This is a genomic window from Halobacterium noricense (assembly GCF_021233435.1).
GTDB lineage: Archaea > Halobacteriota > Halobacteria > Halobacteriales > Halobacteriaceae > Halobacterium > Halobacterium noricense.
Map to the genome: position 1 here is coordinate 1,976,281 of NZ_CP089468.1, position 11,890 is coordinate 1,988,170.

Here is an 11,890-nt window from a genome sequence, read left to right on the forward strand (position 1 = left end):
CGGTCAGTCCAACTGCTTGTGCATCGCGACGTGGGGGATGCCAGCTTCCTCGAACTCGTCGCCGTCGCGGACGTAGCCGCGGCGGTCGTAGAACCCCGCAGCGGGCAGTTGGGCGTGGAGGAACAGTTCGTCGAACCGCTCGCGTGCGGCGGCTTCGAGGGCGTCCATCAGCGCTGCGCCCCAGCCCTCGCCGCGGCGGGCTTCGCGGACGGCGACGCGCTCGACTTTCCCCACGCCTGCCTCGTACTCGCGGAGACGCGCAGCCCCAACGGGCTCGTCGTGTTCGTCGTAGGCAACGAAGTGAAGCGCATCGTCCTCGTACTCGTCGACTTCGAGGTCTTCGGGAACGCCCTGCTCGTCGACGAACACGGCGTACCTGACGTCGAGGGCGTCCTCGTAGCGGGCGTCGGTGTCGGCTCGCACGACCGGCATGAAAACGAGTCGGGCGGCGAGCCGGAAAACCCCTACTGCTCGCCGGCGACGTCCGCGACGAACTCCCCGAGCAGCGACGACAGCATCCCGGCGAAGCCGGTGTCGCGGCTCCAGAACGCGGTCTCGGTGCCGTCGTCGCCAGCGACGCTGATGAGTACCGCCGCGTCGTCGACCATCACGACGCGCTCGGCACCCATGTCGGGGGTCGGCTGTTGGTCGACCGCGACGGCTCGCGCACCGAGGTCGCGGGCGACGTCGAGAACCGCCTCGGTCTCGCTGACGACCGTCACGTCGACGCCAGCGGCGACGGCACCCACGAGCGCGTCGCGGACGGCCGGCTCCATGTGAGTCGTCTCGTCGGTCCCGTAGAGGACGTGCGCTTCGGCTGATTCGGCGAGCTGGGCGGTCCGCGAGACGACGTTCGCCTGCCCGCGGACCGTCCAGATGGATTCGCTCTCCTCGGTCGCGCCGTACTCCTCGCGCACCGATTCGAGGTAGTTGAAGGCGGCGTCGCTCTCCGAGCGGAGATGGCGGTAGAGGCGCTCACGGGCCTCCTCGACGCCGACCGGCCGGTACCGGGTCGGGTTCGACTGCTCGACGTCGACGAGCCCGCGGCCTTCGAGGTCTTCGGCCGCGCCGTACACCTGCGAGCGCGGCACCTCCGCGATGTCCGCGACCTCGCTGGCGGAGCCCGTGCCGAGCTTCTGGAGCGCGACGAACACCCGGGCTTCGTACGTCGAGAGGCCGAGGCGCTTGAGCGCGCCGACGGCGTCCTCGTCGTTCATCGCCCCTCCGGGCGCTCGCGCGCCCACTCGCGGACCACGCGGTCGTACTGGTCGGTGGACAGCTCGCCCGCCTCGAAGGCCGCGCTGGCCTCCGCGAGGTCGTCGTCGGTGACCTCGGCTTGCGCGAACACGCGCTCGAAGATGTCCGCGACGACCGCGGCACCGTCGTCGCCGCCGACGTCGTGTTCGTCGCCGCCCGCGAGCACGCGACCGGAGAGTTCGACCGCGGAACCGTCGGACGCGGACTCGGCGACGGCGACGTCGTAGCTGACCGACGCGCGCTCGCCGTCGAGACGCCACGCGACGTAGACGGTGTCGTCGTCGACGACTGCCTCGACCGGTTCGGGGTCGGCGTCGAGTCCCGTCACGGTGCCGCCGCGAACCGTCTCCGTGAGCACGACGCGGCCGTCCTGCGCCGGGGCGGTGACAGTCGCGGTGAGCGTGCCGCCGGGCTGGACGAGGTCGCGGCTGAGCGTCCGCGTCGGTGCGTCGGCTGTCGCGCTGGCGGCCGCTGCGGTGGTCGCCGGTGCCGTCTCCGCGTCGACGACTGGCGCGGCTCCCGCCGTCGGCCCCGAGTCGTCCGGGTCGTCTGCCGGCGGGTCGGGGTCGTCGCCGTCGCCGCCGAAGTTCGCGTCCTCGGGGCCGAGATACTTCGTCCAGAGGACGAGCAGCGTCGGCAACACCAGCACGGCCGCGAGGAACGCGTAGACGATGGTGAGGCCGGTGATGATGCCGAACTGCTGGAGCGGCGGCAGGATGGCGAACACGAGCACGCCGAACCCGCCGACGGTGGTCGCGGCGCTCCCGAGGAGCGCGCCACCCGTGCCGGTGACGGCGGTGCGCATCGCGTCCCAGACGGTGTCGGTGCGCTCCAGTTCCTGCATGTAGCGCTCGCTGAGGTGGATGCTGTACGCCACCCCGAGCCCGACCGTGAGGCTCGTGATCATCCCCGTGAGCACGTTGAACGGGATGTCGAAGACGTACATCGTCCCCAGAATCCAGGCGACGCTCAACACCACGGGCAGCAGCGTCACCGCGCCGAGCGTCGCGCTCCCGTCCGTCAAGCGGTAGGTCGCCATCAGGAACGCGAACACCGCCACGAGCGTCACGAGCAGGCTCTGGATGACGGTTTCGAGCAGCTGGTCCTGAACGATTTTGTTCAGGATGGCGCTGCCGGTCGCGGTGGCTTCGAGGCCGTCGCCGGCCGCCACGTCCGCGACGTCGCGCATCTGCTCGGTGACGGCGTCGCCGGACGCGCCGCCCTGCACGGCGACGACCAGCCGCGCCGCCGCGTACTCGCCGTCGTCGGTCTGGTGGATGTACGAGCCCGCCTGCTCGGGCGCGGTCTCGTAGAGCGCGTCGTAGACGGCTTCGACGTTCCGGTCGGGGACGCCGTTCCCGTCGGTGTCCGCGGCGTGGAACGTCTCGTTGAACGACTCGTTCTCGGCGGCGACTTGCTGCATCGTCGACAGCGGCCCCTGGACGTCGGGCTCGCCGTTCGAGAGGATGTACGTGACGTTCTTCGCCGCGGCAGCGTCCCGGGCCGCCCGTATCCGTTCCAAAGCCCTGTCGCTGGCGACGTTCCCCTCGATGAGTATCTGGGCCTGGGAGTTCTCCGGGGAGAACCGGTCGTTGACGTATTCGAGGTTCTGCTTGGCGGTGTACTCGCCGGGCGCGAACGGCTCGGGGAGGTCTTTCATCCAGTCGGCGGGGTCCTCCGCGAGGAAGTCCTGCTGGTCGAACGACGTGTCGACGTTCGTCGCGCCGTACGCGCCCGCGGCGGTCACGAGAAGCGTAATCACGAGCACGATGGCGGGGGCCTTCCGGGCGGCCTTCGAGCCGACCGACAGCAGTTCGCTGAAGCGGCCGCCGCCGGTGCCGAACGCGCGCTTCTTGCGGTCCCAGCCGCGTCCCTCGAGGAAGCTGTCGAATTCGACTTTCAGCGCGGGAATCAGCACGCCGAACACGAGCAGCGCGGCGACGATGCCGACGCTGGAGACGACGCCGAAGTCCCGAATTGGCGGCACCGGGCTCGTGAGGTTCGACAGGAACCCGATGACGGTGGTCGCGGTCACCCACACGAGCGCGATGCCGACGCCCGCGAGCGCAATTCGCATCGACCCACGGGGGTCCGCGGGCCGGTCGGGGTCGTCGACGGCACCGGGCGCGCTCGCGGCTCCGCCGCTCGCATCGTTCGTGGAGCTCCGCCCCACGCGTTCCTCGCGGTGCCGCATGAAGATGTGAATCGCGTAGTCGATGGAGAGCCCGATGAGCAACACGGGCACCGCAATCATAATTTGGTTGAACGCGATGTCCGCCCAGCCCATGAAGCCGAACGTCCACGCCAGGACGGCACCGATGCCGAACAGCCCGAGGATGATGTCGAGGACGTCGCGGTACGCGACCGCGAGCGCCACGAGCACGAACAGGATGGCCAGCGGCCCGACGATGATGAGGCTGTCAGCCATCGAGGTGTTGATTTCGTGGCTGATGATGCCGCCCCCGAACACGAGGTAGTCCTGTGAGCGGTCCTCGCCGAGGTCCTGCATCGCGAGCTGCGCGTCGATGATTTTGTCGCTGGTGACCTGCCCGCCCGCGGGCACCTCGCTGTCGGTCCGCTGGGTGGCGACGAGCATCGTCGCCTCCGCGGTGGTCGAACCGGGCTCGTACGCGGTCGGCATGAACCCGAACACGGACCGGCCGTTGCCGCCGTTCTGCTCGCCGGCGAGCACGGTGGTGACCAGCGACTCGACTTCCGAGTCGTTCAGCGACCGGAGCTGGTCGAGTTGCTCGTCCAGGGACGCGTCGCTGGCGTTCTGGTACGCCGCGCGCTGGGTCTGCAGTTCCTCGCCGAGCTCCTGGAGGCGCTGGGCTTGCGCCTGGAGCTCGTTCGAGCGCTCTTCGAGGGCCGCGTACTCGGCTTCGAGGACGCCCCGCGTGCCGAGCCGGTAGGCGGCCTCGACCTCGGACTGACTGCTCGCGCTCCGGAGGTCGCTGGCGGCCTGCTCGAAGGTCTGGTAGTGGCTGTCGGTGAGGTTCACCGAGGAGTTCGCGCGCACCCGGTCGAACGACGCGCTGACGCTGGCGTCGGGGTTCTCGCGGAGGTACGTGAGTTCCGCGCGCAGCGACTCCGCGGTCGCGTTCAGTTCGGCCGCCCGTTGTTCGAGCGCCGCCCGTTCGGACTGGACGGTCTGGTTCAGTTGCTCGAACTCCTGGAGGGTGGCCTGCAGTTCGCGGCCTTCCTCCTGCCGGATGGACGCCGTGGCGACGACGTTGGCGATGCCGGTGACGGCGTTCTCGCTCGCGAGCGTCCCGGCGACGGTCTCGTTGTCGTAGAGCGCGCGCTCGTACTCCAAGGTCCCGACGAGCGCGTCCTTCGTGAGGACGTTGTCGTCGCGCACGACGACTTGGACGGTCGTCGTGTTCTCGTCGCCCGAGGTGAAGTTCTGCTCGATGTAGTCGAGCTTCTGTGACTCGTCGCTCTCGGACTGGAACTGGTCCAGCGACGACGACTGGTCGACCATCGGCGCGCCGGCGCCGACCACGAGGGTCAACACCAGCATGACCGCGATGGCAGCCTTGCTGTGCTTCGTGACGAGGGCGGCGACGTCGCCGATGCGGCTCACGACCGCCACCCCTGGAAGACTGTTGGTAGAATCATACTGACAGTGTGGTTCTCGGGTGATACTGACAGCTACTGCGTACATAAACACAGCGAAAGGAGCGGGAACCCGCGCCGACTACTCGCGGCGCTGGCGGTAGTCCGGCAGCGCGTCGTCCTGCATGACGGCCGTGCGCCCGCCGTCCACGAGCAGGGACGCGCCCGTCACGAACGCCGCCTCGTCGCTCGCGAGGAACGCCACCGCCGCCGCGACGTCCTCGGGCTCGCCGATGCGACCCACGGGATGGATGGAGTCGAGGTGTTCGCGGTATTCCTCGTCCATCTCCGCAGTGGTGCGTTCGACGGCGACCCAGCCGGGGTTGACGGTGTTCACGCGAATCGACGGCCCGAAGTCCAGCGCCATCGCCCGCGTCATCCCGTCGATGCCCGCCTTCACCGCGTTGTACGGGAAGTGCTCGGGCATCGTGAGCCGCGCGTGGTTCGAGGAGACGTTGACGACGCTGCCGCCATCCATCGCTGCGACGGCGTGCTTGGCGGTCAGCCAGTACGACCGGAAGTCCGTCTCCAGCACGAACTCCCAGTCCTCGACGGTCGCCTCGTCGGCGGGCGTCTCCGTCTGCACGCCGGCGTTGTTCACGAGCACGTCCAGCGCGCCGAAGCGCTCGATGGTCGCTTCCACGAGCGCCTGGATGTCCTCGGGGTCGCGCACGTCGGCCCGCACGAACACTGCCGAGCCCGCTTCCTCGTCGGTGATGCGCTCGGCAACCACCTCGCCGTCCTCGACTGTCCGGCCGGTGACGACGACGTTCGCGCCTTCTGCCGCGAGTCGGCGCGCGATGCCTTCGCCGATGCCGCGCGTCGACCCCGTGACGAGGGCGGTCTTCCCGTCGAAGCGTTCGCCCGAGTTCACCACTCGGCGACACCTCCGTCCTCGTGACGCCAGACTGGGTTGTGCCAGTCGGGCTCCTCGGCCGCGCGAATCGCGTCCTCGTCCACGTCGATGCCCAGGCCCGGTTCCTCGGGGAGTTCGACGTAGCCGTCCTCGTACTCGAACACGGACGGGTCTTCGAGGTAGTCCAGCACGTCGCTGCCCTCGTTGTAGTGGATGTCGAGGCTCTGCTCCTGAATCAGGGCGTTCGGTGCCGCCGCGTCCACCTGCACGCAGGACGCCAGCGCCACCGGCCCGAGCGGGCAGTGGGGTGCCATCGCCACGTCGTAGGCTTCGGCCATCGACGCAATCTTGTTCACCTCGGTGATGCCGCCGGCGTGCGAGAGGTCCGGCTGGATGACGTCCACGCTGCCCTGCTCGAAGACCTCCTTGAAGTCCCACCGGGAGTACATCCGCTCGCCCGTCGCGATAGGTGTCGTCGTCTTCGCCGCAATCTCCGGGAGCGCGTCGTTGTGCTCGGGGAGCACGGGCTCCTCGACGAAGAACGGGTCGTACGGTTCGAGCGCGGCGACCAGTCGCTTCGCCATCGGTTTCGAGACGCGCCCGTGGAAGTCCACGCCGATGTCCACCTCGTCCCCCACGGCCTCCCGGACCGCGGCGATGCGGTCGACGGCCTCGTCGACGGCCTTCGGGTTGTCGACGCGGCGCATCTCCGGCGTCGCGTTCATCTTCAGCGCCGTGAACCCCGCCTCGACTTTCTCCGCGGCGGCCTCGCCGACGTCGTCCGGCCGGTCGCCGCCAATCCACTGGTAGACGCGAACCCGGTCCCGAGCCGGCCCGCCGAGCAGTTCGTAGACCGGCGCGCCGAGCGTCTGGCCCTTGATGTCCCAGAGCGCCTGGTCGATGCCCGCGATGGCGGACATCAGAATGGGACCGCCGCGGTAGAACCCGCCGCGGTACATCGCCTGCCAGTGGTCCTCGATGCGCGTCGGGTCCTCGCCCAGCAGGTAGCTCTCGAACAGCTCCTCGACCGCCGTCTCGACCGTCTTCGCGCGCCCCTCCACAACCGGCTCCCCCCACCCGACGGTGCCGTCGCTGGTCGTAACTTTCAGGAACAGCCACCGGGGTGCCGCGTGGAACAGCTCGTAGTCGGTGATTCGCATTACGTCGAGGACTGACCGGACACCCGTTAGTGGTTCCGGTCAGCCCGCGAGCGCTCAGACTGGGCGCTCGTGCCGGGACCGGAGTCGCCGGGGCCGCGGTACTCGTAGTCCCCGAAGCCCAGCACGGGGAAGAAGATGGCCGGAATCAGCCAGAGTCCGATGCCGAAGAGGAGTCCGCAGCCGAACGACTCCGCGATGTCGATGGAAACCTTCGCGAGCACGAAGATGTTCACGATGGGCACGAACAGCAACAGCAGCCACCACCACTCGTTGCCGCCGATTTTGACCATCACGTAGAGGTTGTAGATCGGGACGATGGCGGCCCAGCCGGGCTCGCCGGCCTTCGAGAACGTCAGCCAGTAGCCCGCTACGACCGCGACCAGGATTGCCAAGCCCACGAGCAGGCCGACGGCGTCGCCGGCGCTCGACTGGAGGGGCAAGAGGAAGCTATCGGGTGTCATCCAATTCTACTATCACTACACCGCCGTAAAAAGCTCCGAGACGTCACTCCAACTGCTCGGCGTACTCGTAGTCGGCGGGGTAGGCGTTCGGCGCGGCGTCGTCGACGCGGATGCCCCAGCCGTCGAGTACCATGGGGTCGTCGAGCGCCGCGTGTAGCGTCTCGCGCACGTCGTCGACGTCCACGCCGTAGTAGTCGCCGGGCACGCCGTCGAGGTACTGTAATGCCGTCCGGAAGAGACTGCGCATCCCCGCGTCGTCGCCGGACGCCGGGCGGTCGTTCGCAGTGCTGCGCGTCCCGTCACTCTCGAAGTTGTAGTGCTTGTGAGCGCCCGCCGCGACCTGCACCATCCCGTGGAGGAACGCCGACTCCGTGGTGGCGCTGCCGTAGTTGTACCACTCTGATTCAAAACAGTCATGCGATTCGTGGAACTCGCCGCTGTTGTAGAGGCGGACGCCGTGCTCGGTCGCGCGCCGCAGCGTCGCGTGCTCCCACACCCGGCGGTCCGCGAGCCAGCCGGTCGGGTTCCCCAGCGGCGGCGCGACACTCGGGTCGCGGGTGTGGTCGTCCATCACGACCGGCTTGGGCCTGGCGGGCCGTAATCCCGTCGGTGGACCCGCCACGATGGCCGCAACGGCAACCCCTATGCGTCCGCGTCCGCTACGACGTGACGATGCGAGTCGAACAGCTGGGCGACGGCGAACCGGAAGTGGCCATCGTCGGGAGCGTCCACGGCGACGAGCCCTGCGGCGCCCACGCGGTCCAGCGACTGCTCGACGCCGACCTCGACGTGCTCGAACCGGTGAAGCTCGTCGTCGCGAACGAGCGCGCGCTCGACGCCAGCGTCCGCTACCTCGACGCCGACCTCAACCGCTCGTTCGGCGAGGACGTCCCCGACGACGCCCACGAGGTCGAACTCGCCCACCGCCTCGCCGACGAAATCCGGGGCTGTACGGTGCTGTCGCTGCACTCCACGCAGTCCCACGCCGACCCGTTCGCCATCACCGCGGGCTTCGACGGCGCGATTCCGGACGTCGTCCCGCGGCTCCCGGTCGTCGCGACCGTCGACACCCAGGGCTTCGGCGAAGGCCGACTGTTCGCGTCCGACGCGGACATCATCGAGGCCGAAGCCGGCCTCCAGGGAACGGAGACGGCCGCGGAGAACGCGTTCCGCCTCGCGCGCGAGTTCCTCACCGCGGTCGGCGCGCTCCCCGGGAGCGCGGTCGAACGCGAGATTCCGGTCTTCGAGATGGGTGAGTCGATTCCCAAACCTCCGGCCGACGAGTACGAGGTGTTCGTCGAGAACTTCGAGCGCGTCGAACGCGGCGAGACGTTCGCCGCGGCGGACGGCCACGAACTCGTCGCCGACGACCCCTTCTATCCGGTGCTCCTGTCACCGTACGGCTACGCGAGCCAGTTCGGCTACCGCGGCCAGCACCGCGGCACCGTCGGTCAGTCCTCGGACGGCGCGAACTCCACGAGCGTCAACTCCCTGTCCAGCGCGCAGTAGTCGTGGGGCGGGTCCCCGAGAATCTCCTGAATCTGGTACTCCTCGTCGAACGCCGCGCCCAGCGGCTCGCAGTACTCATGGCTCGGACACTCCGTGTGCGGGCACGGCCCCGCTAACTTCCCCTTGCTCCCGGCGTACGCGCCCTTCGACGGCACGTTCGCCTTCACGGACGCCGGCTCCACGTCCACCGCGACCACGCCCTCGTCGTGGACCGCGCAATCCAGTACCTGTCCGCCCTCCCGGACTTCGGTGACCTCGTAGCGCACGCCCTCCTCCAGCGTTAGACACTGCTTGCGGTACGGACACCCCTCGCAGGCCGACGACTCCCCGCGATAGACGAACTCCGTACCCGGCTCGGCGAGCCGCGACCCGAGCAGCGTGATAGACATGTCCGGAGATTCGGCTCGCGCGTGGTTAAGCCCCTCGCCAGCAGGACGGTCTGGCATTGGATGTGATTCCGTTTCTCCGAGTCCCGTGATGTCCGCTGTGAACACGAACTCGAAAGCCCCGGCGGGCTCGCGCTTGCGTGGCGGCGACGCCGCCACGGCATGAGGCGGTCGGCGGAGCCGACCGCCCGGTAGACGAAGGCAGGCGACGTAAGCACCGCAGCGAGCAGCAGCGAGCGAGGAGTGCAACAAGCCTCCCGAGTCTACAGCCTCGGGGCTTTCGAGATGACGTAAGCAACAACGTAGTCACAGGCTCCATCGGCGACTTGACCTAGCCCGAACAGCTACCCGACTAAGCACCGACGGCCTAGACGTGATACTGGTCGTGTGTGGACCGCCGGGCGCGGGGAAAACCACGGTCGCGCTAGGCCTGAATCGGCGGCTCGAAGCCGACGGCTACGACTTTCAGGTAGTACACACGGACGACCTCGCGACGCCGGTGTACGACCACCTCTTCGAGCGCGTCGCCGAAGCCCCCGAAGCGAACTGGCTGCTCGACGGGACGTTCTACGAGGCGAAGTGGCAGGCACGAATCCGGGAGTTCCCGGACGTCTATCTGCTGCTCGTGACTGCGGACCGGGACACCTGTATCCGGCGGAACTACGAGCGGGATGGGGTCTCAGACCGCGCGGTGAAGACGATTTACGACGAGTTCGACTGGCCCGACGCGGAGTTCACCGTCGACACCGACGTCCTGCGCGTGGAAACGGCGGTGGACCTCGCGTACGAGCGCGTGCAGGAGTGGTTCCGGGAGGCGGAGACAATCGAGACGGGCACAGGCGATGGACGAGAGTAAGCGTAGCGGCGGTCAGTTCGTGAGTTCGTCGAGTTCGTCGAGGTAGTCGTCGCGGGGGAGCTGGTAGGCGCTGCGGTAGTCGACGTCACCCGCGCCGAAGCGGGCGGCGAGGTCGACCGCACCGGCGTCGGCGGCGTCGCGGGAGTCGAAACGCGCGTCGGCGTCCTTGACGCGGACTTCGGGTTCGAGTCGGAGGGAGACGAACCAACTGTCGGGCGCGGAGTGCGAGCGGCGCTTGCGCTCGGTGGGCGGGCGGCGCGCGACGCGAATCGTCGGGAGGCAGGGCGCGGAGAAGCGCTGGGTGTCGAAGACGTCGGGCCGGTAGACGAGAATCGCGCCGTCCTCGTCGTCGTTCCACACCCGCCAGCCCTCGGAGAGGTCGTCGAACGCGGTCATGGGCGTCCTATCCCGCGAACGCCGTAAGGTCTGCCGGTTCGCGGCGAGCCGGAAGCCGACTATCGGCACGGCTTTCGGTACTGGCTGTCGGTGAAAGTGAAGTCAGTCGTGGCTGTATCGCGATTGCGTGTTCACCGGTGGAATCGGTCCTCAGCGCGATAGTAGCCACACAGAATAGTTCGTTTCACTTTCACTCCGCACCCCGGCCGGGCGTCGCAGTTTCTCGTTCAGGTGTCGGCCAGCGTGGCGGCCGCGTCGACGCTGTCCGCGTCGTCGCCGAGCCACTCCTCGGCCCACTCCTCGATGGCGTCGAACACCGGGAACAGCGACTCGCCTTTCGCGGTCAGCGAGTAGTACGTCGCGACGGGGGACTCCTCTTCGAGGCGGCGGTTGACGAACCCCATCTCCTGGAGGTCGTCGAGCACGCGCGAGAGCGTCCGCGAACTGGCGTCCGTCGAGCGTTTGAGCTCGTTGAACCGCTTCTCGCCGTCCTGGAGGTCGTGGAGCACGATGAGCCGCCACTGGGAGCCAATCTGTTCCAGCGAGTCGATGACGCTGCAGGCCTCCTCGCTGTATCTCTCGTCTGCCATGCCCGACCGTACGCAGCGGGCACCCATAGTGGTTCCGACTGGAATCAGGTGTCAGAGTGACACTGCAGGGGTGACGCCGCCGTCACCGGATGGCCCCGAGGTTAGCTGAACGGTTTACGTGTGGGCGGCTTACTGGGTGCCATGACAGACGCCGACCCCCACGCCGGACAGCCGGTCGAACACCGCGGCCCCGCCCTCGAAGACGCCGACAGTGCCGTCATTCTGCTGCACGGTCGCGGCGCTCGCGCCAGTGGCATGCTCGGGTTCGCCGAGGACCTCCCCAGCGAGGGCACCGCGTTCGTCGCGCCGCAGGCCGCCCGCGCGACGTGGTACCCGAACAGCTTCCTCGAGCCGACCGAGGAGAACGAGCCGTGGTTCAGTTCCGCGCTCGGCCTCGTGCACGACGTCTTCGACGACGTCACCGAGCACGTCCCTGCGGAGCGCGTCGCGTTCCTCGGCTTCTCACAGGGCGCGTGTCTGGGCAGCGAGTTCCTCGCGCGCAACCCCCGCGAGTACGGCGGATTCGTCGCGTTCTCCGGCGGCCTCCACGGCCCCGAAGGCACCACGCACGAACACGAGGGCGACCTCGAAGGCACGCCAATCTTCCTCGGGTGCAGCGACCGCGACCCCCACATCCCCGAGGAGCGCGTCCACGAGACCCGCGACGTCTTCGAGGCGATGAACGCCGAGGTCACCGAGCGCATCTACGAGGGCATGGGCCACACCGTCAATCAGGACGAACTCGAACACGCCGCCGACGTCGTCGGCGACCTCTGACCCGCCGCGACCTGTAGGTTTACC

13 protein-coding genes are annotated in these 11,890 nt (G+C 68.5%); 3 read left to right on the forward strand and 10 right to left on the reverse strand.

The window, feature by feature from the left end:
* Positions 1-3: 3 nt before the first annotated feature.
* The 7 genes from LT974_RS10390 to LT974_RS10420 all read right to left on the reverse strand — a co-directional run bounded on the left by LT974_RS10390 (position 4) and on the right by LT974_RS10420 (position 7,923).
* On the reverse strand, positions 4-432 hold the full coding sequence (locus tag LT974_RS10390; RefSeq protein WP_232587601.1) for a GNAT family N-acetyltransferase: 429 nt from the start codon (positions 430-432) through the stop codon (positions 4-6).
* A 32-nt stretch (positions 433-464) separates the two neighbouring features.
* Entirely contained in the window at positions 465-1,217 is a 753-nt protein-coding gene (locus LT974_RS10395; RefSeq protein ID WP_232587602.1) for a TrmB family transcriptional regulator, read from the reverse strand.
* Positions 1,214-4,843: an MMPL family transporter gene (locus LT974_RS10400; protein ID WP_332840542.1), complete on the reverse strand. Its 3,630-nt coding sequence runs from the start codon at positions 4,841-4,843 to the stop codon at positions 1,214-1,216. Before LT974_RS10400 ends, LT974_RS10395 begins: the two co-directional genes overlap by 4 nt.
* Before the next feature lie 114 nt (positions 4,844-4,957).
* Positions 4,958-5,749 carry an SDR family NAD(P)-dependent oxidoreductase gene (locus LT974_RS10405; RefSeq protein ID WP_232587604.1) on the reverse strand — a complete coding sequence of 264 codons (792 nt, stop codon included), beginning with the start codon at positions 5,747-5,749 and terminating at the stop codon, positions 4,958-4,960.
* Positions 5,746-6,891 (reverse strand): galactonate dehydratase, encoded by a 1,146-nt coding sequence (dgoD, locus tag LT974_RS10410; RefSeq protein WP_232587605.1) that lies wholly within the window; start codon positions 6,889-6,891, stop codon positions 5,746-5,748. The genes LT974_RS10405 and dgoD overlap by 4 nt, the downstream gene beginning before the upstream one ends.
* 26 nt (positions 6,892-6,917) lie before the next feature.
* On the reverse strand, positions 6,918-7,352 hold the full coding sequence (locus LT974_RS10415; RefSeq protein ID WP_232587606.1) for a DUF5684 domain-containing protein: 435 nt from the start codon (positions 7,350-7,352) through the stop codon (positions 6,918-6,920).
* Between the two features lie 43 nt (positions 7,353-7,395).
* On the reverse strand, positions 7,396-7,923 hold the full coding sequence (locus LT974_RS10420) for a DUF309 domain-containing protein (RefSeq protein WP_232587607.1): 528 nt from the start codon (positions 7,921-7,923) through the stop codon (positions 7,396-7,398).
* A gap of 101 nt (positions 7,924-8,024) precedes the next feature.
* Here LT974_RS10420 and LT974_RS10425 point away from each other — a divergent pair, with 101 nt between their 5' ends.
* The gene (locus LT974_RS10425) at positions 8,025-8,861 is read left to right on the forward strand and encodes a M14 family metallopeptidase (RefSeq protein WP_232587608.1); all 837 of its coding nucleotides are present in this window, start codon (positions 8,025-8,027) and stop codon (positions 8,859-8,861) included.
* On the opposite strand, the gene LT974_RS10430 is transcribed toward LT974_RS10425, so the two are convergent.
* On the reverse strand, positions 8,804-9,250 hold the full coding sequence (locus LT974_RS10430; RefSeq protein ID WP_232587609.1) for a UPF0179 family protein: 447 nt from the start codon (positions 9,248-9,250) through the stop codon (positions 8,804-8,806). The genes LT974_RS10425 and LT974_RS10430 overlap by 58 nt on opposite strands.
* A gap of 370 nt (positions 9,251-9,620) precedes the next feature.
* On the opposite strand from LT974_RS10430, the gene LT974_RS10435 reads away from it, so the two are divergent.
* Positions 9,621-10,103, forward strand: a complete 483-nt coding sequence (locus LT974_RS10435; protein WP_232587610.1) for an AAA family ATPase — start codon at positions 9,621-9,623, stop codon at positions 10,101-10,103.
* A gap of 12 nt (positions 10,104-10,115) precedes the next feature.
* On the opposite strand, the gene LT974_RS10440 is transcribed toward LT974_RS10435, so the two are convergent.
* Both LT974_RS10440 and LT974_RS10445 read right to left on the reverse strand, forming a co-directional pair.
* The gene (locus tag LT974_RS10440) at positions 10,116-10,499 is read right to left on the reverse strand and encodes a DUF5820 family protein (RefSeq protein WP_232587611.1); all 384 of its coding nucleotides are present in this window, start codon (positions 10,497-10,499) and stop codon (positions 10,116-10,118) included.
* A gap of 227 nt (positions 10,500-10,726) precedes the next feature.
* A complete protein-coding gene (locus LT974_RS10445; RefSeq protein WP_230892744.1) occupies positions 10,727-11,089 on the reverse strand; it encodes a winged helix-turn-helix transcriptional regulator in 363 nt (120 codons plus the stop codon).
* A 141-nt stretch (positions 11,090-11,230) separates the two neighbouring features.
* Here LT974_RS10445 and LT974_RS10450 point away from each other — a divergent pair, with 141 nt between their 5' ends.
* Complete coding sequence (locus tag LT974_RS10450) at positions 11,231-11,866, forward strand: alpha/beta hydrolase (protein ID WP_232587612.1); 636 nt, start codon at positions 11,231-11,233, stop codon at positions 11,864-11,866.
* The last annotated feature ends 24 nt before the right edge of the window (positions 11,867-11,890 follow it).